Annotated in this window: 20 protein-coding genes; 13 read left to right on the top strand and 7 right to left on the bottom strand. The window is 70.0% G+C overall.

Features of this window, described 5'->3' with window-relative positions:
* The first annotated feature begins 62 nt into the window (after positions 1–62).
* From ACFVW6_RS06405 to ACFVW6_RS06395, 3 genes are all read left to right on the top strand, one after another.
* Positions 63–1,346: an MFS transporter gene (locus ACFVW6_RS06405; protein WP_378833744.1), complete on the top strand. Its 1,284-nt coding sequence runs from the start codon at positions 63–65 to the stop codon at positions 1,344–1,346.
* A gap of 271 nt (positions 1,347–1,617) precedes the next feature.
* Positions 1,618–2,931, top strand: coding sequence for a citrate synthase (locus ACFVW6_RS06400; RefSeq protein WP_218716908.1), 1,314 nt, complete (start codon positions 1,618–1,620; stop codon positions 2,929–2,931).
* A gap of 32 nt (positions 2,932–2,963) precedes the next feature.
* Complete coding sequence (locus ACFVW6_RS06395) at positions 2,964–3,323, top strand: FKBP-type peptidyl-prolyl cis-trans isomerase (protein ID WP_218716909.1); 360 nt, start codon at positions 2,964–2,966, stop codon at positions 3,321–3,323.
* 68 nt (positions 3,324–3,391) lie between these two features.
* Here the strand turns inward: ACFVW6_RS06395 and ACFVW6_RS06390 are convergent, their stop codons facing one another.
* Both ACFVW6_RS06390 and ACFVW6_RS06385 read right to left on the bottom strand, forming a co-directional pair.
* A complete protein-coding gene (locus ACFVW6_RS06390; protein ID WP_357346378.1) occupies positions 3,392–3,970 on the bottom strand; it encodes a Uma2 family endonuclease in 579 nt (192 codons plus the stop codon).
* A gap of 84 nt (positions 3,971–4,054) precedes the next feature.
* Positions 4,055–5,215: a hypothetical protein gene (locus ACFVW6_RS06385; RefSeq protein ID WP_355271127.1), complete on the bottom strand. Its 1,161-nt coding sequence runs from the start codon at positions 5,213–5,215 to the stop codon at positions 4,055–4,057.
* A gap of 288 nt (positions 5,216–5,503) precedes the next feature.
* On the opposite strand from ACFVW6_RS06385, the gene ACFVW6_RS06380 reads away from it, so the two are divergent.
* A complete protein-coding gene (locus ACFVW6_RS06380; RefSeq protein ID WP_355271129.1) occupies positions 5,504–6,160 on the top strand; it encodes a hypothetical protein in 657 nt (218 codons plus the stop codon).
* Positions 6,161–6,238: 78 nt separating this feature from the next.
* On the opposite strand, the gene ACFVW6_RS06375 is transcribed toward ACFVW6_RS06380, so the two are convergent.
* The 3 genes from ACFVW6_RS06375 to ACFVW6_RS06365 all read right to left on the bottom strand — a co-directional run bounded on the left by ACFVW6_RS06375 (position 6,239) and on the right by ACFVW6_RS06365 (position 10,406).
* Positions 6,239–7,495 carry a sensor histidine kinase gene (locus tag ACFVW6_RS06375; RefSeq protein WP_378833750.1) on the bottom strand — a complete coding sequence of 419 codons (1,257 nt, stop codon included), beginning with the start codon at positions 7,493–7,495 and terminating at the stop codon, positions 6,239–6,241.
* 107 nt (positions 7,496–7,602) lie between these two features.
* On the bottom strand, positions 7,603–8,307 hold the full coding sequence (locus ACFVW6_RS06370) for a response regulator transcription factor (protein WP_357346381.1): 705 nt from the start codon (positions 8,305–8,307) through the stop codon (positions 7,603–7,605).
* Between the two features lie 41 nt (positions 8,308–8,348).
* Positions 8,349–10,406 carry an AMP-binding protein gene (locus ACFVW6_RS06365; protein WP_378833752.1) on the bottom strand — a complete coding sequence of 686 codons (2,058 nt, stop codon included), beginning with the start codon at positions 10,404–10,406 and terminating at the stop codon, positions 8,349–8,351.
* A gap of 317 nt (positions 10,407–10,723) precedes the next feature.
* On the opposite strand from ACFVW6_RS06365, the gene ACFVW6_RS06360 reads away from it, so the two are divergent.
* The 4 genes from ACFVW6_RS06360 to ACFVW6_RS06345 are packed head-to-tail and all read left to right on the top strand — an operon-like array spanning position 10,724 to position 15,842.
* The gene (locus ACFVW6_RS06360; protein WP_378833755.1) at positions 10,724–14,467 is read left to right on the top strand and encodes an ATP-binding protein; all 3,744 of its coding nucleotides are present in this window, start codon (positions 10,724–10,726) and stop codon (positions 14,465–14,467) included.
* Positions 14,464–14,877 (top strand): roadblock/LC7 domain-containing protein, encoded by a 414-nt coding sequence (locus tag ACFVW6_RS06355; protein WP_011207200.1) that lies wholly within the window; start codon positions 14,464–14,466, stop codon positions 14,875–14,877. Before ACFVW6_RS06360 ends, ACFVW6_RS06355 begins: the two co-directional genes overlap by 4 nt.
* A 7-nt stretch (positions 14,878–14,884) precedes the next feature.
* Positions 14,885–15,259: a DUF742 domain-containing protein gene (locus tag ACFVW6_RS06350; RefSeq protein WP_019044950.1), complete on the top strand. Its 375-nt coding sequence runs from the start codon at positions 14,885–14,887 to the stop codon at positions 15,257–15,259.
* Positions 15,240–15,842: an ATP/GTP-binding protein gene (locus tag ACFVW6_RS06345; RefSeq protein ID WP_019044951.1), complete on the top strand. Its 603-nt coding sequence runs from the start codon at positions 15,240–15,242 to the stop codon at positions 15,840–15,842. The genes ACFVW6_RS06350 and ACFVW6_RS06345 overlap by 20 nt, the downstream gene beginning before the upstream one ends.
* A gap of 48 nt (positions 15,843–15,890) precedes the next feature.
* Here the strand turns inward: ACFVW6_RS06345 and ACFVW6_RS06340 are convergent, their stop codons facing one another.
* A complete protein-coding gene (locus ACFVW6_RS06340; protein ID WP_378833757.1) occupies positions 15,891–16,046 on the bottom strand; it encodes a hypothetical protein in 156 nt (51 codons plus the stop codon).
* Between the two features lie 136 nt (positions 16,047–16,182).
* On the opposite strand from ACFVW6_RS06340, the gene ACFVW6_RS06335 reads away from it, so the two are divergent.
* Together ACFVW6_RS06335 and ACFVW6_RS06330 are read left to right on the top strand one after the other, a co-directional pair.
* Positions 16,183–17,700: a carboxyl transferase domain-containing protein gene (locus tag ACFVW6_RS06335; RefSeq protein ID WP_378833759.1), complete on the top strand. Its 1,518-nt coding sequence runs from the start codon at positions 16,183–16,185 to the stop codon at positions 17,698–17,700.
* A gap of 93 nt (positions 17,701–17,793) precedes the next feature.
* The gene (locus ACFVW6_RS06330) at positions 17,794–18,648 is read left to right on the top strand and encodes an aldo/keto reductase (protein WP_365010419.1); all 855 of its coding nucleotides are present in this window, start codon (positions 17,794–17,796) and stop codon (positions 18,646–18,648) included.
* Here the strand turns inward: ACFVW6_RS06330 and ACFVW6_RS06325 are convergent.
* Entirely contained in the window at positions 18,629–19,747 is a 1,119-nt protein-coding gene (locus ACFVW6_RS06325; RefSeq protein ID WP_378833763.1) for an NAD(P)-binding domain-containing protein, read from the bottom strand. The two genes, ACFVW6_RS06330 and ACFVW6_RS06325, sit on opposite strands and share 20 nt — an antisense overlap.
* Before the next feature lie 90 nt (positions 19,748–19,837).
* Between ACFVW6_RS06325 and ACFVW6_RS06320 the strand changes: the two genes are divergently transcribed.
* Genes ACFVW6_RS06320 through ACFVW6_RS06310 form a run of 3 tightly spaced genes read left to right on the top strand, consistent with a single transcriptional unit; the run spans position 19,838 to position 21,975 of the window.
* A complete protein-coding gene (locus ACFVW6_RS06320; protein ID WP_378833765.1) occupies positions 19,838–20,566 on the top strand; it encodes an enoyl-CoA hydratase in 729 nt (242 codons plus the stop codon).
* The gene (locus ACFVW6_RS06315) at positions 20,566–21,699 is read left to right on the top strand and encodes an MBL fold metallo-hydrolase (protein ID WP_365010422.1); all 1,134 of its coding nucleotides are present in this window, start codon (positions 20,566–20,568) and stop codon (positions 21,697–21,699) included. The genes ACFVW6_RS06320 and ACFVW6_RS06315 overlap by 1 nt, the downstream gene beginning before the upstream one ends.
* 30 nt (positions 21,700–21,729) lie before the next feature.
* On the top strand, positions 21,730–21,975 hold the full coding sequence (locus ACFVW6_RS06310) for an antitoxin (protein WP_355271145.1): 246 nt from the start codon (positions 21,730–21,732) through the stop codon (positions 21,973–21,975).
* Positions 21,976–22,021: the final 46 nt, after the last annotated feature.

Here is a 22,021-nt window from a genome sequence, read left to right as displayed (position 1 = left end):
GTGGGCTATGTCACCGAGCGCATCCGTTCTCGGATCGCCCGGCAGTGGCTAATCTGCGGCGAGTGAGACTGCTCGCCGACACCGAACCCCTGCGTCACCCCGACTACCGCAGGCTCTGGACGACCAACATCGTCACCGTCATCGGCGCGCAGCTCTCGGTGGTCGCGGTTCCGCAGCAGATCTTCCAGATCACCGGCAGTTCCGGCTACGTCGGCCTGGCGGGCCTGTTCGGCCTGATCCCGCTGGTCGTGTTCGGCCTGTGGGGCGGCGCGCTGGCCGACGTGATGGACCGGCGCACGCTGCTGATCATCACCACCGCGGGCACCGGCGTGACGGCGGTGGCGTTCTGGGTGCAGGCCGCCCTCGGGATGAACAACGTGTGGCTGGTGCTCGGCCTGTTCGCCGCCCAGCAGGCGTTCTTCGCGGTCAACCAGCCCACCCGCAGCGCGGCCATCGCGCGGCTGCTGCCGCCCGAGCAGATCGCCGCGGCCAGTTCGCTGAGCATGACGGTGCAGAACGTGGGCATGATCGCGGGCCCGGTGCTGGCCGGTCTGCTCATCCCGGTGCTCGGCCTGCCGACGCTGTACCTGATCGACGCGATCGCCCTGCTCGCCACGGTGTGGGCGGTGTGGAAACTGCCCGCCTTCCCGCCGACCGGCGATCAGCGCCGGGCCGGGTTGCGCGCCGTCATCGACGGTTTCCGCTACCTGACCGGGCAGCGCATCCTGCTCGCCTCGTTCGTCGTCGACATCATCGCCATGGTGTTCGGCATGCCGCGCGCGCTGTTCCCGCAGATCGCGCACGAGACCTTCCACGACCCAGCCGAGGGCGGCGTCGCGCTCGGCCTGCTGTTCGCGGCCATCTCGGCGGGCGCGGTGCTCGGTGGCGTGTTCTCCGGCTGGGTGCCGCGGATCCGCAGGCAGGGTCTGGCGGTGATCGTCTGCATCGTGATCTGGGGCGTGGCGATGATCGGGTTCGGCCTGGCGGTGGGGCTGGCCGGGCACCTGTTCGGGCTGGGCGTGTGGCTGTGGATCGCGGTGGCCTTCCTGGCCCTCGGCGGCGCGGTCGACATGATCTCGGCGGCGCTGCGCACGGCGATGTTGCTCAACGTCTCCACCGACGAGATGCGCGGCCGCCTGCAGGGCGTGTTCATCGTGGTTGTCGCAGGTGGGCCGCGGATCGGTGATGTTGCCCACGGTTTCGCCGCGGCGAGCCTGGGTACCGCTGTAGCTGCCGCGGGTGGCGGTGTCCTGGTCGTCATCGGGGTGGTGCTGGCGGCATTGGCCTTCCCCGCCTTCGTCCGCTACCGGGTGACCCGCGCGCAATCCGATTCTCTGGTTAATTGAGTTGTGCGAGAAGGGAATACATGGTTTTCGCCGATCCGCGCCGACCGGGTCCCGCCGCCCTGCGCGGAGCCGGTCCGTGACGTCGGCGAACAGGGGATCGGCGCAGGTCGGCACCTGTGCGCCGACCTCACCGCCGATCGGCCCCGGTGTGAGAACGGCGCAGGACAACCCTGATTGCTCGTCTCGACCGAACAACAGCTAGCGTTAGCGCAAGTGCACCGCGTGCCGACCGCACCGGTGCCTACGGTTCTAGCCTGAGAGGGATCCTTCCGTGCCCGCTGAGAACATCACCAACGTCGCCGATGACGCCAAGGCGGTACTGCAGTACCCCGGAGGCGAGTTCCCGATCTCGGTCACCAAGGCCGCAGAGGGCAACGACGGACTCGACTTGGGCAAGCTGCTGGCCAGCACCGGTTACGTCACCTACGACCCCGGTTTCATGAACACCGCGTCGACCAAGTCGGCCATCACCTACATCGACGGTGAAGCGGGCATCCTGCGCTACCGCGGCTACCCGATCGACCAGCTGGCGGGCCGCTCGACCTTCATCGAGGTCAGCTACCTGCTCATCTACGGCGAGCTGCCGACCCAGGCCCAGCTCGACGACTTCACCGATCGCATCCGCCGCCACACCCTGCTGCACGAGGACCTGAAGCGGTTCTTCGACGGCTTCCCGCGCAACGCGCACCCGATGCCGGTGCTGTCGTCCGCGGTGAACGCGCTGTCGGCGTACTACCAGGACTCGCTGGACCCGCGCGACCCCGAGCAGGTCGAGCTGTCCACCATCCGCCTGCTGGCCAAGCTGCCCACCATCGCGGCCTACTCGTACAAGAAGTCGGTCGGCCAGCCGTTCCTCTACCCGGACAACTCGCTGTCGCTGGTGGAGAACTTCCTGCGGATGACCTTCGGTTTCCCGGCCGAGCCCTACGAGGTCGACCCGGAGATCGCCGCCGCGCTCGACATGCTGCTGATCCTGCACGCCGACCACGAGCAGAACTGCTCCACCTCGACCGTGCGCCTCGTCGGCTCCTCCGACGCCAACCTGTTCACCTCGGTGTCCGGTGGCATCAACGCGCTATGGGGCCCGCTGCACGGCGGCGCCAACCAGGCCGTGCTCGAGATGCTCGACGAGATCAAGGCCAACGGCGGTGACGTCAAGGAGTTCATCCGCAAGGTCAAGAACAAGGAAGACGGCGTGAAGCTCATGGGCTTCGGGCACCGCGTCTACCGCAACTACGACCCGCGCGCCACCCTGGTCAAGCAGGCCGCCGACAAGATCCTGTCGAAGATCGGTGGCGACGACCAGCTGCTCGACATCGCCAAGCAGCTCGAAGAGGCCGCCCTCACCGACGACTACTTCGTCTCGCGTCGGCTGTACCCGAACGTCGACTTCTACACCGGCGTCATCTACCGGGCCATGGGCTTCCCGACCCGCATGTTCACCGTGCTCTTCGCCATGGGCCGCCTGCCCGGCTGGATCGCCCACTGGCGCGAGATGCACTCCGAGCCGCTCAAGATCGGCCGCCCGCGCCAGATCTACACCGGTTACGGTGAGCGTGACTACCGCGATATCGCTGGTCGTTAGTCCGAACCGAAACTATCGAAGGGGATAGCTGAATGACCAAGCCGGAGATCGAATTCCAGGAGGGCCCCGCGCCCACCGAGCTCGTGATCAAGGACCTCGTCGAGGGCGAAGGCAAGGAAGCGGTGCCCGGTGGCACCGTCGAGGTGCACTACGTCGGCGTCGAGTTCGACAGCGGCGAGCAGTTCGACTCTTCGTGGGACCGCGGCGAGTCCATCACCTTCCCGCTGCGCGGCCTGATCCAGGGCTGGCAGGAAGGCATTCCCGGCATGAAGGTCGGCGGCCGCCGCCAGCTGACCATCCCGCCGGAGCTCGCCTACGGCCCCGCCGGCGCGGGCCACCACCTCTCCGGCAAGACCCTGGTCTTCGTGATCGACCTGCTCAACGCGAACTGACCAGCCGAACGCCACTGTGGCCGGGTTCCCTTCGGAACCCGGCCACAGTCGTCTGTGCGTAGGTGCTCTCAGCGGGTGAGGTCGGCCATCGGTATTTCGCCGACGACGACGTGACTGAGCGCGACGATGCCGCGATGGATCTGGTGCAGTCGGTACTCCCTGGCATGCGCGTCGAGGCGGAACTCGAGCACCTCCTCGATCCCGAACTTGGCGTCCAGCATGACCACGAGATAGAGCGGTATCCCGACCCGCGCGTACTGTGCCTTCTTGTCCAACAGGTCCTCGGCCGCCGTCGACGGCGATGACACCTCTACCACGATCAACGCGTCGGAGGCCTCGGGTTTCGCTCCCGGCCTGTCCAGGCAGCGGTAGAGCACCACGTCGGGGCGCCGGAAGGTGAACTTCGGAACGCGCCACAGCACCACGTCGATGTCGGTGTCGACCCGGATGCACGGCTCGGTGCTTGGCAGCCGCTCCATCGCGTCGGCCAGGCGCCGGGCGATGCGATTGTGTTCCGGGGTCGGCGATTCGCACACGATGACGTGCCCGTGGACCACTTCGATCTCGCGCGCCGCGGCCTCCGGCAGCCGGAGGTATTCCTCCTCGGTCATCAGATGAGGGAGCGAATCCGTGGGCTGGATCGTCATGTCGGTGAGCATACCGCCCGGTCGTCGGCGACCTTGTGGCCTGGAAGAACGCCTCTCGACGAGAGCGACCGCGATGCCCGGTGCCTACTCGTGGACGACTTCGACCGGGTCGGTGAGGGCGAGGGCGAGGGCGGAGTTCTGGGTGGGGCTGCGGGTGGGGAGGGCTTCGATGGCCTTGCCGGTCTGGGTGTTGAGGTTGCCGACGATGGTCTGGAGGGCGCCGACGCCGGTGGTCATCTGTTCGATGGCGGAGGTGATCTGGGTGCCGCCCTGTTCGGCGAGGGCGGGCAGGCCCTCGGCGAGTTCGGCGCCCTGGGTGAGCTGGGTGCGGGCGCTGTCGAGCCGGGTGACGACGGTGCGCAGCAGGGTGCCGAGGTCGGTGTTCGGGTCGACGGCGGCGCCGGTCAGGTCGGCCAGGCCGGTCAGCTGGGCGCCCGCCTGACTCGAGATGCCGCGCAGCGCTTCGAGTTTGGTGATGATGTCGGCCAGCTGGGGGTCGGTGGCGAACGGCAGGGCGCGCAGCAGCGGCAGGATCTGGTCCAGGCCGGTGGACAGCGCGGTGGCGCTGCGCTCCACGCCGGCGATGGTGACGCCGGTGGCGCCGAGCGCGTCGGCGAGCTGGTTCGCCTGCTTCGTCGCGCCGTCGACGGTCTGGTTCAGCAGCGCGATGGCCGAGGTGAGTTCGCCCGCACCCTGTTTCGCGAAGTCGAGGAAGCCGAGCATCTCCTGCGCGCCGCCGCTGAACTGGGCGGCCCCGTCGGCGGCCGCGTTGACACCGGCGTTGAGCAGCTGGGCGGTGAACTGCACCGAGGTCATCTGATTGCGGGCCTGCGCGACCGCGGCGAGCGCGGCGTCGACCCCGGAGGCGCCGATCCGGTGGGTCACGGCGGCGACCGCCCCGTTCACCACGTTCTCGTCCGCGCCGTCGTGCGCGGCGACGGTGACCTTGGCGCGCTTGGGTTCCGGCGTGGCCAGCGTCGCCATCGACGCGGTGAGATCGGCGGGCAGGGTGATCACCGCGGCGTAGTCGGCGGCGTCGACCTCGCCCGGCTTCGCCACCGTCCACTCGTAGCCGCCCGCGTCCTGCACGGCCTTGGCGACGCGCTCCCCGGTCGGCCCGGTATCGGCGTTGACGAGCGCGAACCCCGTCGGGGCGTCCGACGTGCCTGCGCACGCCGCGATACCACCACCCGCCAGCGCGACAGCAGCGACGAGACAGACCAACCTGGTGCGTTTTCCGATCACGCCGCCGACGGTATCGAGCGAGTTCGCGCCGGGTCGTGGGAGATGTCTGAGAGTTCGGTGAGGACAGCGGCGGCGGTGATAGCCGACCGTGTGCCGGAACCGCCTCCCGCGCGGGCGATTCCCGCTCATCGGGACGCCAAACCGCACCGGAATATGTCGTACGTCACACTGCCTTCCATTGTTTCGCTGGGTCCGATACAAATCTCGAGTCAATCGAGATCGAGATTTCATCGATTCGTCCGGGGGGTTCGGGGATTCGCCGGGGGCATCGGGAGGGAGACATCGAACATGTTCCACCGCACCATCACCCGCGCGAGCCGGCGCGCCTTCGTCGCCGCGCTGCCGCTGGCCGTCGCCACGTCGCTGGTCACCGCGGGTGTCGCGGCCGCTGACGTCGACACCGAGCGTCAGGCGCAGATCGCCACCGGCCTGGCCAGCGCCGGTGCCGCCGATGGCGTCGACTTCCGCACCACCGTCTCGCCGGACCTGCGCACCATCTCCGCGAGCGTCGACAACGGCCGCTTCGTGATCACCCCCGATGCCGTCACCGTGGTCTCGGCCGCCGGTGTCACCGTCGGCGAGGTCCCGCTGAAGCTGAACACCGTCGACGGCAACGCCATCGCGATCGCCTCCGTGGTCTCCGCCGACGGCAAGACCGTGCAGATGGCGCCGCAGCTGTCGACCGACACCAGCACCGAGCTGAAGGACATCGCCACCAACCCCGAGGCGGGCAACCACGACCCCGTCCAGAACGGTGCGGCCGCCGGTGCCACCATCGGCGCGCTGGCCGCGGCGATCATGTGCGTGCCCGCGCTGGCCGCGTTCATCATCGGCTACGTCTTCTGCGCCATCCCGTCGGTGATCTCCACCGCGCTGACCGGTGCCGTGATCGGCGCCGTCATCGGCCTGGTGATCCCGGAGTCGGTGCCGCAGGTGCTGCCCTGATCTCCGTGGGCGGCTGATCAATAGCTCCGCGATAGCCCCGTTCTCGCGCATCGGCGCGGCGGCGGGGCTTTCGCGCGTCTAGGGCGCGTCGCGGATCGGCAGTTCGACGACCAGGCGAGCGCCACCGAGCGGACTGTCCTCGAAATAGGCGCGCCCGCCGTGTAACTGGGCCTGCTGGGCCACCAGGGCAAGGCCGAGGCCGGAACCGCCCTTGCTGGCATTGGTGCCGCGGGCGAACCGGGCGAAGACGGCGTCGCGCTCGGCGGGTGGCACGCCGGTGCCGTTGTCGTCGACGGCGATGACGATGCGATCGCCGGGCGCGCGATGCGCCGAGACGACGGCGTGCGTTGCCCCACCGTGTTTGACCGAGTTGGTCAGCGCGTTGTCGATGGCGAGGCGCAGCCCGGCGGGCAGCCCGCGGGTCACGAGTTCGGCGTCGGTATCGATCCGGACCGAGAGACCGGGGTTGTGCCGCATGGCGTCGTGGGCGGCCTGATCGCACAGGTCGGCCACATCGGTGGGGATGTGGTCGGCCTCGGCGGTGAGGTCGCCGCGGGCCAGGCGTTCCAGCGCGGTGAGGGTGGTCTCGATCCTGGTCTCGTTGCGGGCGAGGTCGTCGAGGATCTCGCGGCGCTGCTCGTCGGTGAGGTCGAGGGTGCGCAGGACCTCGAGATCGGTGCGGATCGCGGTGAGCGGGGTGCGCAGCTCGTGCGCGGAGACGGCGGCGAAATCGCGGGCGGTCTCCAGCGCGGCGGCGGTCTCGGCCTGCGCCTCGTCGACGCGGGCCAGCATGGTGTTCACCGCGTCGGCCAGCTTCACCGCCTCGTCGACCCCGGACCCGTCGACCGGCTGGGCGGTGTGGTCCGGGTCGCCGAACGAACTGCGCGCCGAGACCTGCTTGGTCAGCTTCACGATCGGCCCGACCGCGCGCCCGGCCAGCAGCCAGCCCAGTGCCGCGGCCGCAGCCACCGCGATCGCGGCGCCGGCGAGCACCCAGCGCTGCTGATCGGCGGTAGCCTTGGCGGCCTCGGTGGTCGGGATGGCCAGCGAGACGGTGCGACCGGCGGGCTGGTTCTCGGTGGTGGTGAGTACCCGGTAGGGCTGGTCGTTGACCTCGACGGTCTGCGAGCCCGGCGGCAGATCGGGCAGCTGGGTGGAGCTGGACGCGGTCACCTGGCCGTTGTCACGCACGGTGAGCGCCATGGTGGTCTGCAGCCCGGTCAGGTTGACGAAGCCGGTGGCCAGCACCGGCTCGATCAGCACGATCCGCGAGGCGATCTCGAGCTGCTGGTCGGTCTGGGTCACATTGTTGCGTTCGATCGCTTGGAAACCCACGAACGCGGCGATAGAGACGATGACGACGGCGCCCGCCGCGGCCGCTCCCGCGACCCTGGTTCGCAGCGAAAACGATTGTCTCCGACGGTGTTTCGGCGGGGCCTCGATCATTTCGGTTCCCGGAGCACGAACCCTACGCCGCGAATCGTGTGCAAAATCCTTGGCGTGTCATCTATTTCGAGTTTGCGTCGCAAGTATCCGACGAACACGTCGACGACATTCGTATCGGCTATGAAATCGTAACCCCACACCAATTCCAGCAGCCGTTCGCGCGTCAACACCACACCCGCATTCCTGGCCAGGGTGGACAACAATTCGAATTCCCGTTTGGTGAGCTCGATTTCCTTGCCGTGCAGCAGCGCGCGGTATCCCGCCACGTCGAGCTGCAGCGGGCCGACGGTGATCGCGCCGGGCGCGACCGGCTCCGGGGTGTCGGTGCGGCGGCGCAGCAGGGCCCGGATCCGGGCCACCAGCTCGGCCAGCTCGAACGGTTTCACCAGGTAGTCGTCGGCGCCGGACTCCAGGCCCGCGATCCGGTCGTCGACCGAGGCGCGGGCGCTGAGCACACAGACCGGCACGTCGTTGCCCATCGCCCGCAGGGCCGTCACCACGCCCGCGCCGTCGAGCACCGGCATGTTCATGTCGAGGACCACCGCGTCGGGCGCGTGCTCGGACACGGCGCGCAGGGCGGCCGCGCCGTCGCGCGCGACCAGCACCTGGAACCCGGACAGCCGCAGGCCACGTTCGACCGAGGCGAGGACGTCCTCGTCGTCGTCGACGACCAGGACAGTGGAGGCAGCACGATCGGTCACGCCGCAATCCTAGGGGCGGTGGCCGCCACCGGGCCCGATGGTCAGGCCGTGGGGGCCACCGGGTCGCCGTCGAGGTCGGGGGTCGGGGTGTCCTGCGCGGCCGGGGGCGGATTGCCCAGTGGGGGGTTGGCCAGGATGCGGTCGGCCAGCGCGGTGAGCACGGCCGGGTCCTCGATGGTGGCCGGGGTCTCCACGTGTTCCCCGGCGGTGAGCTGGCGGATCGTCTTGCGCAGGATCTTGCCGGAACGGGTCTTGGGCAGGCCCGAGACGATGATCGCGCTGTGCAGGGTGGCGATGGCGCCGATCTGCTCGCGCACCCGCTCGGCGAGCTCGGTCCGCAGCTGTTCCGGATCGACCTCGACACCCTGCTTGAGCACCACGTACGCCAGCGGCAGGTGGCCCTTGAGCTCGTCGGGGACGCCGATCACGGCGCATTCGGCGATCGCGTCGTGCCCGGCGATGGCGGCCTCGATGCTGCCCGCCGAGAGCCGGTGCCCGGCCATGTTGATCACGTCGTCGCTGCGGCCGAGGACGTAGAGGTAGCCGTCCTCGTCGAAGTAGCCGGAGTCGCCGGTCAGGTAGTGGCCGGGGAAGGCCGACAGGTACGAGCGGATGAACCGCTCGCGGTCGCGCCACAGGCCGGTCAGCGCACCGGGCGGCAGTGGCAGCCCGATGACGATGTTGCCCTCGACGCCGGTCGGCACCGGATTGCCGTTCGCGTCGAGCACCCGCAGCCGGTAACCGGGCACCGGCACGCACGAGGAACCGGGCTTGACCGGGAGTTCCTGCAGGCCGAGCGGGTCTGCGCAGATCGGCCAGCCGGTCTCGGTCTGCCACCAGTGATCGACCACCGGGGTGTCGGGGTGCTCGGCGAGCAGGGTGCCGGAGGCCCATTCGAAGGTGGCCGGGTCCAGTCGCTCGCCCGCGCAGAACAGCGCCCGCAGCCGGGACAGGTCGTGGCGACGGGCGGTCGTGGCCTCGGGGTCGGCCCGCCGGATCGCGCGCAACGCCGTCGGCGCGGTGAACAGCACCCGCACGTCGTGCTCGTCGATGATCCGCCAGAAGACGCCCGCGTCGGGAGTGCCGACCGGTTTGCCCTCGTAGAGCACGGTCGTCGCGCCGACCAGCAGCGGCGCGTAGACGATGTAGGAGTGGCCGACGACCCAGCCCACATCGGAGGCCGCCCAGAACACCTGACCTGGGCCGACGTCGTAGATATTGCGCATCGACCAGGCCAGCGCGACCGCGTGCCCGCCGTTGTCGCGGACCACGCCCTTGGGTTTGCCGGTGGTTCCCGAGGTGTAGAGGATGTAGAGCGGATCGGTCGCGGCGACCGAGACCGGCTCGGCCGGAGCCACGTCGGCGACGGTGGCGGCCCAGTCGACCCAGCGGGCCGCGACGGTCTGCTCCGAGGACGGCAGCACGTCGGTGGCTGGCTGCGCGGCCGGGAACTCGATGGTCGGGAACTCGGGGCGCTGCTTGACGATCACCGTGCGCACCGACGCCGTCTGCGCCAGGTCCAGGGCCTGCAGCACGATCGGCGGGTATTCGATGCGGCGGTTGGGCTCGAGCCCGCCCGAGGCGGTGACCACCAGGACCGGTTCGGCGTCGTCGATACGGGCGGCCAGCTCGGGCGCGGCGAAGCCGCCGAACACCACCGAGTGCACCGCGCCGATGCGGGCGCAGGCCAGCATCGCGATCACGGCCTCGGGGATCATCGGCAGGTAGATCACGACCCGGTCACCGGCGACGACGCCGAGATCGCGCATGGCTCCGGCGAATCGGGCGACCTCGTCGAGCAGTTCCGCGTAGGTGTAGGCGGTGGTGGTGTCCGTCATAGCGGAGACATATATGAGGGCGGCCTGATCGGCGTGCCCACCCTCGGCGACGGTGCCAGCCCTGACGTGCCGGTCCAGCGCGTTGACGCAGGTATTGAGCCGGGCGTCGGGGAACCAGCGGGCCGCGCGCTTGTCGGCGGCGTCGACGATCTGCTGCGGGGCCACGTCCCACTCGATGGCCTGAGCTGCGGCGGACCAGAAGTCGGCGGGGTCGACCAGACTGGTCTGATAGACCGGTCGGTACTCGTGTTCCACGTCCAAGCCCGTGACTCCCTAGCCTCGCTTCGATGCCCGCTCGATAGATCCTGATGATTGTGGCAGACTTCACGCGACACCCGAGGGGGTGCCGCGACCTTTGGTTTTGCCTGGAACGGGCAGGTCATCGCGCGGACCTCTACCGGGAGTCAGCCAAGAAGTTATTGATCCGTTAGAATCTGATGTCACTTATTCGGGCAGTCGTAGACGCAATTTCTCGGCCAGCCGCAGTTCTCGGCCAGCTAGCCTGGCGAGCCACCATTGCGCCTGTGGAGGTTCGCTGATGGCGCTTGGTAGAGGCCAGTTTGGAAAGTGAGTGGGAGATGCGTGACGCCGCTAGGTCCGGCAGCAAGCGCTGGGCGCTCGGCAACTGGGACCTGCGTTGGAAGGTTACGGCCGTACTGGCCGTGCCGCTCGCGGTCGCGGTCGGGCTCGGCGTGTCGAGAATTACCTCGGAGTTCTCGGAGGCCAACCGACTGTCGAGCATCAATGAGCAGATCGACACGATTCCGTCGGTCACCTCGCTGAGTGCGAGCACCGCGAAGGTGGCGGGTAGCCAGTTGGTGCCCGCTGGCCCCGGGGTCACGATGGTCACCGACAAGGACCTCACCGAACTCGACGCCGCCATCGCGGCGGCCGAGGGCTCGATCGGCAGGTTGACCGATCTGCCGAAGGCGCACGCCGCGCTCGAGCGGATGATCGCGCAGGCCAAGACGGTGCGCGGGCAGGGCAAGGCGATGACGACCTCGGCCGAGCCCGCGCTCGCCTCGGTCGAGCAGATGCGTAAGGAAAGCGTCGACATCGTCGAGACGACCGTCGCGCAGGTGAGCGACCCGGTCATGGACACGGCGAAGCTGCGCCTGGTCGACTCGCTCAACACCCGTTCGCTGCTCGTCGACGAACTCGCCGGTCTCTCGGAGATGCTGCGCGGTATGCCGACGGGAGCGCAGAACTTCCTCACCGGCGTCAGCACCGAGAACCACCTGCTCGAAGTGCTCGCCAACCGCTTCCCGGCCGGTGACCGGGTCGTCGCCGACCTGAAGGCGCAGGCCGACACCCGCAAGAACCTGATCAGCGGGCCCGAGGTGCAGGCGGGCAAGCTGCCCGTCGGCGACCTGCGTACCTCGCTGTACACCAGCCTCGTCGGCTACGAGGGCGTCGTCAACGAGGCCACCAAGGCGATCGAGTCCTCGATGGACGAGCTGGCCGCCGCCGCGGCGACCGGCGCGTGGACCTACACCGGCGTCGTCATCGCGACGATCCTCGCCGCGCTCCTGCTCGCCGTGTTCGTGGCGCGCTCGATGATCGTGCCGCTGCACCGCCTGCGCCTGGCCGCGCTGCGCGTCGCCGAATCCGATCTGCCGCACGAGGTCGCCCAGCTCCGTAACGGCGCCGCGCCCGAGGACGTGCCGCTCGAGCCGATGCCGGTGCGCTCGGACGAGGAGATCGGCCAGCTGGCCCGCGCCGTCGACGACATCCACGGTCAGGCGCTGCGCCTGGCGAGTGATCAGGCGCAGATGCGTTCGCAGGTCAACGACATGTTCGAGACCCTGGCCCGGCGCTCCAAGTCGCTCGTCGACCATCAGCTCACCCTCATCGAGGCGATGGAGTACGACGAGAAGGACCCGCGCCTGCTCGAGAACCTCTTCCGGCTCGATCACCTCGCGGCGCGCATGCGCCGTAACGGTGACAACCTGCTCATCCTCGCCGGCACCAAGCAGCGCCGGACCAAGTCGGCCCCGGTCGAGATCGCCGACGTGCTGCGTGCCGCGATCTCCGAGGTCGAGGACTACGAGCGGGTCAAGCTCGGCGCCACCCCGCGTGGCTCGCTGGTCGAACCGGCCGCCTCCGATATGGCGCACCTGTTCGCCGAGCTGCTCGACAACGCGCTGCGGGCCTCCCCGCCGGAGACCGACGTCAAGTTCACCTTCGCCCAGGCCCACGACCAGGGTCTGCTGATCGAGGTGGCCGACCGCGGTATCGGTATGCCGCCCCAGGAGATGTCGGAGATCAACCGCAGGCTCGAGCAGACCGCCGAGCCCGGTCCCGACACCGCCCGCCACATGGGTCTGTTCGTGGTCGGCAGGCTCGCGGAGCGGCACGGGCTGACCGTGCGCCTGCGGCCGACCTTCGACACCGCGCGCGATCCGGGCGTCACCGTCACCGTGCACGTGCCGGTCGGCCTGATCGTCTCCGGTGCCGGTGGCCCGGTGATCCCGCCGCAGCAGGCACCGCAGCAGGCGCCGCAGCAGCAGCGCCCGGCCCCGCAGAACCAGCCGAGCACGATGCAGACCCGCGCGATCACCCGGACTCCGGGTGGCAACGTGATGGTCACCGTCGATCCCGGCGTCAGCAGCGGGCCGATCCCGGCCGGTCAGGGTGGGCTGCCGCAGCGGCAGCCGGGTAACTCGATGGCCCAGGGGCTCCAGCAGGACGCCGCCGAGCAGTCCTCGCCGACCCTGCGCCCGCCCGCGCCCGGTCAGGGCAATGTGCCGCAGCGCGGCAAGCTGGCCGCGGCCAACCTGCCCAAGCGCAACCTCGCCGCCGGTGGACCGGGTGGACCCGGTGGACCGCAGCGTCCGCAGGGCGCGCCGGGTCAGCCGGGCGACGCCACGCCCGCCGGTGCGCCGCAGTCGCTGGCCGGTGGTCTGCCGCAGCGTTCGCCGGGTGCCAACGGCGCTCCGGCGCGCGATCAGGCACAGCCGCCGCGCGACACCGCGCCGCCCAAGCGCGACACCACCGCCGGTGGTCTGCCGCAGCGCTCGCCGGGCGCCAACGGCGCGCCGCCGCGCGACCCGTCGGCCGGGCTGCCGCAGCGTCCCGCCAACGGCCTGCCCCAGCGGGACCAGACCGGTGGCCTACCCCAGCGCGATCCGTCCAACGGTCTCCCGCAGCGTGAGCAGACCGGTGGTCTGCCGCAGCGTGACCCCGCGGGCAACGGTGCGCCGCAGCGTGATTCCGGTCCGGTGTCGCGTGATCCGTCGACCGGGCTGCCGCAGCGCTCCCCGTCCAACGGGCTGCCGCAGCGGGACCAGACCGGCGGACTGCCGCAGCGTGACCCGGCCCCGCGCCTTCCGCACCGCGAGCAGACCGGTGGTCTCCCGCAGCGCGATCCGGCCAACGGCCTGCCCCAGCGTGAGCAGACCGGCGGTCTCCCGCAGCGCGATCCGTCCAACGGTCTCCCGCAGCGTGAGCAGACCGGTGGCCTGCCCCAGCGTGACCCGGCCAACGGCCTGCCCCAGCGTGAGCAGACCGGCGGCCTCCCGCAGCGTGACCCGGCCACCGGCCTGCCGCAGCGCGGCGCCCAGCCGGGTGGTCTGCCGCAGCGTGATCCGGCGGGTCAGCAGCCGCGTCCGGCCAACGGCCTGCCGCAGCGTGGCGCGCCGGGTACCCCTGCGCCGCAGCGTGATTCCGGCGAGAACGGGCTCCCGCAGCGGGCTCCCGCGGCCGGTCTGCCGCAGCGGGAGGCGCCCAACGGCCTGCCGCAGCGTCCGGCTGCGCCGATTGGGCTGCCCCAGCGCGATCCCGGCGCTACTGTGGTACCGCAGGCGAACGCCGGGCCCGGAGTGGCTCTGCCGCAACGGGATCGGGATCCTGCGGGGCCGGAGAACGCTGCGTCGGCAGGGCGCGATCCGGGTCGGCACAGTTTCCGGTCGAATCCGGCCAAGGCTGCGTCGTTCTTCCAGACCAGGTTGCAGCCGGCACCGGAAGGTGATTCCGTCATGGGCGGAACGCCGATCTTCGCGGAGATGATGTCGGCGTGGCTCACGGATGAGAATTCCGACCGGTCCCAGATGGCCGCTGCCTTCGAATCACCGGGTGACGAAGGATGGCAGGCCGCTCGACGGGCCAGCGAGGCTCAGCCCGAGGTCCGTACCGCTGCGGGCTTGCCTCAGCGCAACCCGGGCGGCAGGCTCGTGCCTGGCGGTGTGACCGGTAAGGCCGACACCACCCCGCAACGTGATCCCGAAACGATCAGGTCCAGCTTGAGTCGTCACCAGCAGGGCGTCCGGGATGGCCGCGCAATGAAGGCAATGAACCTAACCGGAGATAAAGGAGACCGATGAACCCCGATCTAGGTGGTACGAACCGTCAGCTGGATTGGCTGGTTTCGAACTTCGCCAACGAGGTTCCTGGCGTAGCCCATGCCGTCCTGGTCTCGGCTGACGGCCTGCTGATGGCCGCGAGTGCCCAGCTCCCGGTCGACCGCGCGGAGCAGCTCTCCGCCGTCACCGCTGGACTGGCAAGCCTTTCCGTCGGCGTGTCCAATCTGTTCGAAGGCGGTACGGTACTGCAGTCCGTCGTCGAGATGGAGCACGGTTACCTACTGCTCATGGCAGTCGGCGACGGCTCGTATCTCGCCGTCCTGACCAACACCTCGTGTGACATCGGTCAGGTGGGCTACGAAATGGCTCTGTTGGTCGAGCGTGTGGGCCAGACCGTCCAGGCCACGCCACGCGTCACGATGGGTTCCTGATGGTGGGATGGACATAGACGATCACCGCATGGGGAGCGCCGAGCCCAGCCTCGTCCGCCCGTACTCCTTGACTGCCGGCCGCACCAGGCCGGCGGTCGAGTTGGCGCTGGAGGCACTCGTTGCATCGCATCCGGTCGCCATGGAGCGGCAGTTCGAACTGAACAACCTCGAAACGTCCATCGTGGAGTTGTGCAGGCAATCGCCGTCCGTTGCCGAGATAGCTGCCCAATTGGGTATCCCGATCGGTGTAGCGCGGGTACTCGTGGCCGACCTCATCGAGGCCGGTCATGTCCGGGTCTCGGCGACTTTGAAAGACGATTCCAGCGACGATGAACGTCGCGAGCTGATCGAAAGGGTTCTCAGTGGACTCCGGCGTATTTGATTCGACGGCGCAGGTCGACACCCGCACGAGCAAGCCGACTTCGGCGAAGATCGTTGTCGCCGGTGGCTTCGGTGTCGGTAAGACCACGTTGGTCGGTGCGGTGTCGGAGATCGTTCCGCTGCGCACCGAGGCGCTGGTCACCAATGCCAGTACCGGAATCGACAACCTGACCGGCATTCCGATGAAGTCGACCACCACGGTGGCGATGGACTTCGGCCGGATCAGCCTCGCCGACGACCTGGTCCTGTATCTGTTCGGCACGCCCGGCCAGTACCGGTTCTGGTTCATGTGGGACGACCTCATCCGCGGCGCCATCGGCGCCGTGGTGCTGGTCGACACCCGCAGGCTGGAAGACAGCTTCGCCGCTGTCGACTACTTCGAGGCTCGCGGTCTACCGTTCCTGGTGGCGCTCAACGAGTTCGACGACGCACCGAAGTACCCGCTCGAGGACATCCGCCAGGCCCTGGCCGTCCCCGCCGACGTGCCGATCATGTCGATCGACGCCCGCCGCCGGGAACCCGCCAAGCAGGCCCTGGTCTCCTTGACCGAGTACGCCCTGCGCAAGGTCATGCAGGGCTACTGAGCCGAGTCCGGGGCTGCCGCGATGAAGGCAGCAGCCCCGCTTCGCCCCTCAGCCCCCCGCAGCCCCGATCCGCTCCGCCAGCCCACACAGCGGATCGATCACCTGCTCGGCCGCATTCGGTAGTCGCGCATAACCGAAACCCTCGACGAACCGCCCCGCGTACCCCGTACCCAGGCGGCGATCGAGCGTGAGCAGCGCGTGCACCGCCGGTGTCCGGCTCGGACACATCGCAGATGCGCACTGGCGGGTCGAGGCTGGGGTAGTGGTCGCCGCGCTCGAGCGCGCAGGGCCGCTGCACTGTTGTGGCCTCGCCGAGTGTGGATCCCGCTAGGCTCGGCGCGTGCGTACGTCGGCGTTCGACCTGATCGGGCAGTTGCTCGATACCGATTCGTTCCTGAGCTGGGATCGGCCGCCGGTCGAGCCCGTGGTGTCGCCGAAGTATCGGCAGGAGCTCGTTGCGGCGGAGCGGCGGGCGGGTACCGACGAGTCGGTGGTGACGGGGGAGGGGTTGTTGCGCGGGCGGCGGGTGGCCGTGATCGCCTGTGAGTTCGCGTTCCTGGCCGGGTCGGTGGGGGTGGCGGCGGCCGAGCGGATCGTGTCGGCGGTGGAGCGGGCGACTGAGCTGGGATTGCCGCTGATCGCGTCGCCGACCTCGGGCGGGACCAGGATGCAGGAGGGCACAGTCGCTTTCGTGCAGATGGTGAAGATCGCGGGGGCGGTCGCGGTGCACAAGGCGGCGGGGCATCCCTACCTCGTGTACCTGCGCGATCCCACGATGGGCGGGGTGTTCGCGTCGTGGGGATCGCTGGGCCACATCACCTTCGCCGCGCCCGGCGCGCTGATCGGCTTCCTCGGGCCGCGCGTGTACGAAGCTTTGTACGGCAAGCCTTTTCCGCCCGGCGTGCAGACGGCGGAGAACCTGTACCGCAACGGCGTGATCGACGGCGTGGTGACCGTCGAGGTGTTCCGCCGGATCGCCCACCGTGCCCTCAGCGTCGCGAGCGGCGTCGTGCTTCCGATGGCGGCCGAACCGGGATGGGCCGCGCCGGTGCGCAGTCCGGCCGCGGCCGCCGATTCCGCGTCGACCGCCTGGGACTCGGTGCTGAGCACCCGCCGCCCCGGCCGCCCCGGCCTCCGCGACCTGCTCCGCCATGTGACCCAACGGGTTCCGCTCAGCGGCACCGGCCAGGGCGAGTCCGATCGCACCGTGGTGCTGGCGCTGGCCCGCTTCGGCGGACAGCCCTGTGTCGTCTTCGGCCACGACCGCTCCGGCCAGCAGGGCGAGCACACGATGGGCCCGGCCGCCCTGCGCGAGGCCCGCCGGGCGATGGCGCTGGCCCGTGAGCTGCGCCTGCCGCTCGTCCTGGTGATCGACACCGTGGGCGCGGCGCTGTCGAAGGAGGCCGAGGAGCGCGGCCTCGCTCCCGAAATCGCCCGCTGCCTGGCCGATCTCGTCACCCTCGACACCCCGACCGTCTCGATCCTGCTCGGCCAGGGCACCGGCGGCGGCGCGCTGGCCCTGCTCCCGGCCGACCGCGTGCTGGCCGCCGGCCACGGGTGGCTGGCCCCGCTGCCGCCGGAGGGTGCGAGTGCCATCGTCTTCCGTGACACCGCGCACGCGGCGGAACTCGCTGCGGCCCAGGGTATCCGGGCGATCGACCTGCACGCCGACGGCGTCGTCGACCGCATCGTCGACGAACACCCCGACGCCGCCGACGAACCCGTCGCCTTCGCCCGCCGCATGGTGCTCGCGGTCACCGAGGAGCTGGCCGCCCTGCGCGCCACGCCGACGGCGGAACTGCGCGTCCTGCGGCAGGCGCGCTACCGGCGAATCGGCCTTCCCGGGGTCGTTCCCTGACCGGCGCCCCGCTTCCTACCCGGTCCGGAACCGGGGGAAACACGCGAGGGCGCGTCGTTGACGGTACGGCGAAGCACTTCTACCGTCGGATGGGTGACCTTCCGTAGCGCTAACAGCCCTGTTCCCACCATCGTGCTCAATGACGGGAACGTCATTCCGCAGCTCGGCTTCGGTGTGTTCCAGGTGCCGGAGGACGACGTCACCCCGGTGGTGGCCGCCGCGCTGGACGTCGGCTACCGCAGCATCGACACGGCCGCGATCTACGGCAACGAGGAGGGCGTCGGCCGCGCCATCCGTGCCTCGGGCATCCCCCGCGACGAGATCTACGTGACCACCAAGCTCTGGAACGCCGAGCAGGGTTACGACAGCACGCTGCGCGCCTTCGACGCCAGCATGCGGCGCCTCGGCCTGGACTATCTGGACCTGTACCTGATCCACTGGCCGGTGCCATCGGCCGGTCGCTACGTCGACACCTTCCGCGCCTTCCAGGCGCTCAAGGCGCAGGGCCGGATCGGCTCGATCGGCGTCTCCAACTTCCGGGTGATCGACCTCGAGACCGTGATCGCCGAGACCGGCGAGACCCCGGCGGTCAACCAGATCGAACTCCATCCCACCCTCGCGCAGCGCGAACTGCGCCAGTACGACGCCAACCACGCCATCGCCACCGAGGCGTGGAGCCCGCTGGGGCAGGGCACGCTGCTGGACAACCCGACCGTGGTCACCATCGCCAAGGAACTCGACCGCACGCCGGCGCAGGTGATCATCCGCTGGCACCTGCAGCTGGGCAATATCGTCATCCCGAAGTCGGTCACCCCGTCGCGCATCGCCGAGAACTTCGACGTGTTCTCCTTCGAACTGGACGCGCAGGCGATGGAGGCGATCAACCGGCTGGACACGGGCACCCGCGTCGGCCCCGATCCGGGCACGTTCAGCGCCGGGCTGGCGTGATCCCCAGGTAGCCGGTCAGTTCGGCGGCCGCGGCCCGGCCCGCCCGGTTGGCGCCGATGGTGCTGGCCGACGGTCCGTAGCCGATCAGGTGCACGCGCGGGTCGACCGCCACCTGGGTGGCCAGCCTGCCGGTCATCGTGATGCCGCCACCGGGCCCGCGCAGCCGCAGCGGCGCCAGGTGGTCGAGCGCGCTGCGGAAGCCGGTCGCCCACAGGATGACGTCGGCCGCCTGGAACCGTCCGTCGGCCCAGCGCACCCCGGTCGGTTCGACCCGCTCGAACATCGGCTGCCGGACGAGGACGCCGCGGTCGCGCGCGGCGCGCAGGCGCTCGTCGAGCGGCAGGCCGGTCACCGAGACCACCGATCCGGGCGGCAACCCGCGGCGCACCCGGTCCTCGACGATCGCGACGGCCGCGCGCCCGTCGTCCTCGCGGAACGGCAGCGAGCGGAACACCGGCTCGCTGCGGGTGACCCATGTGGTGGACGTCACCTGCGAGATCTCGTCGAGCAATTGCACCGCCGAGATGCCGCCCCCGACGATGACCACGTGTTTGCCGGCGAACTCGGCGGCGGTGCGGTAGTCGCGGGTGTGCAGTTGCCGTCCGGCGAAGCTGTCCGCGCCGGGGTAGACCGGGATGAACGGGTGCTCCCAGGTGCCGGTGCCGTTGATCAATCCGCGGGTGCGCAGCGTCCCCGCGCCCTCGGTCTCCACGTGCAGCACCTCGCCGCGACCGGCGCAGGACTGGCCGTCGGCGGTCCGGTCGCACACCACGTTCACCGTCACCTGCCGGCGAACCCGCAGGTCGAAGCGCTTCTCGTAGAGCTCGTAGTAGTGCGGCACCGCGCTGGCCGCCGGCGCGGACTCCGAGCCGGGCGGCAGCGTCTCGGCGAAGGACATCCCCGGCAGATCGTGCACCCGGTTGACGGTGGTCAGCGTGAGGGAGGGCCACCGGAACTGCCAGGCGCCGCCGGGGCCGGGGGCGTGGTCGACGATGAGGAAGTCGCGTTCGGGGACCAACCCGAGGCGGCGCAGGTGGTAACCGGCGGAGAGTCCGGACTGGCCCGCACCGATCACCAGGATGTCGAAGTCGGTCGCCACAGCCGCCGATGCTATCGCCTTACCGGGCGCCGACGGCCGCCTGTGGCAGAGTTAGGGCAACGATGGTGTCGGTACTTCTGGGGAGGACGCATGCTCGGCGTGACTCGCGATGGTGACGTGATCACCATCGAAATGCAGCGCGAGGAACGGCGCAACGCGCTCAGCGAGGAACTGGTCGGTCTGCTGCGCGACGCGATGATCGACGCGGTAGCGCAGGGCGCGCGGGCGATCGTGCTGACCGGCCGTGGGCCGATCTTCAGCGCGGGTGCCGATCTGTCGGGCGTGTACTCCGAGTCGTTCCTCGGCGGCCTGCTCGACATGCTGCACACCATCGAATCCCTCCCGGTGCCGGTGATCTCGGCGATCAACGGCGGTGCGCTCGGCGCGGGCGTGCAGCTGGCGATCGCCTCGGACCTGCGGGTGATCGAACCGGACGCGTTCATCGCGGTGCCCGCCGCCAAGCTGGGCATCTCGGTCGACCGCTGGACGGTCTCGCGGCTGGTCTCGTTGATCGGCGGCGGTCCGGCTCGCACCATCCTGCTCGCGGCCGACCCGGTCTCGGCCGCCGACGCCTACACCTTCGGCTTCGCCAACAAGCTCGGCACGCTCGCCGACGCGCAGGACTGGGCGAAGTCCATCGCCGCGCTCGCGCCACTGTCGCTCCAGGCGATGAAACTGATGCTCAACGACGACGGCACCCGCGATCCGGCCAGCGCCCAGCAGCGGGCCGCGCTGGAAGCCGCCTGGTCAAGCAACGACGCGAAGGAGGGCCGATTGGCTCGGCAGGAGAAGCGCCCGGCGAAGTTCGTGGGCCGCTGATGCGGCTCGCACGCGTTGCGGGGTCGGTGGCGAGCACGCTCGGGCTCGCCTGGGTAGCGCGTGCGGTGTGGGGACTGCCCACCGCGCTCGGCGCCGGCCCCGCGGACATCGAACCGACCGCACTGGGCAAGTCGTCGTATCGGGACGGCCGGTTCCACAACACCGAACCGAGCAGCATGATGGCCGCGGGCGCGGCACCGTCGCTGCTGTGGTCCGGGCTGACCAAGGGCCGGGTGGGCAGGCCGTCGCGTCCGGTGCCACTGGAGACGCCCGCCCCGCCCGCCGAGGCCGCCGACCTGGCGGTGACCTGGTACGGGCACGCGAGCGCGCTGATCGAGCTCGACGGCTACCGCGTGCTGGCCGACCCGGTGTGGAGCGAGCGGGTCTCGCCGTCGCCGGTGATCGGCCCGGCCCGGCTGCACCCGGTGCCCGGCGAACTGACGGAGCTGCCCGCCGTCGACGCGGTGATCATCTCCCACGATCACTACGACCACCTGGACAAGGCCACCGTCGACGCCCTGGTCCGCGAACAGCTCGCGCCGTTCGTCGTGCCCACCGGCATCGGCGCCCACCTGCGCCACTGGGGTGTGCCCGAGTACCGGATCATCGAGCTCGACTGGGGTGGCTCGGTCTCGCTCGGCCGCGGCGAGAACGACCGCGGCCTCACCATCACCTGTGCCGAGGCCAGGCACTTCTCCGGTCGCGGCCTGGTCCGCAACACCACGCTGTGGGCGTCGTGGGCGCTGGCCGGACCCACCAAGCGGGTCTATTTCGGCGGCGACACCGGCTACACCAAGGCCTTCGCCCAGGCGGGCGCCGTCCTCGGCCCGTTCGACCTGACGCTGCTGCCGATCGGCGCCTACGACGAGCGCTGGACCGACGTGCACATGAATCCCGAGGAGGCGGTGCGCGCGCACGCCGACCTGTGCCTGGGCGACCCCGGGTACGGGCTGCTGGTCCCGATCCACTGGGCCACCTTCAACCTCGCCTTCCACGGATGGTCCGAGCCGGTGCATCGATTGGTGTCCGCGGCGGCCGCGGCGGGTACCTCCACAGTGGTGCCCAAGCCGGGCCAGCGGGTGGTTCCGAATGACCTCCCACCGCGGGTTTCGTGGTGGGAGGATGTGGAGTGACACCTTCTTACGGGAAAGGAACATCGGCAGATGAGTCTCGTGGATACCTTGAAGGGCTTGCTCGGTAAGGGCAAGGAAGCGGCTGCGCAGAACGCCGACAAGATCAACGAAGCGGTCGACAAGGCCGGCAGCTTCATCGATGACAAGACCGGCGGCAAGTACAGCGACAAGATCGAGAAGGGCAAGGACGCGGCGAAGAAGGTCGTTCCGCCGCAGGCCGACCCAGGGAGCACCGCAGGCGGCGCCGCCCCGACCGATCCGGGACCGCAGGCCTGATTCGGTGCGCGGGGGCCGCAGGCCGTCGGTCCCCGCCGCCGAACCG

The organism is Nocardia sp. NPDC058244 (assembly GCF_042882065.1).
Classification (GTDB): Bacteria; Actinomycetota; Actinomycetes; order Mycobacteriales; family Mycobacteriaceae; genus Nocardia.
This window is presented reverse-complemented; position numbering and strand designations above follow the sequence as displayed.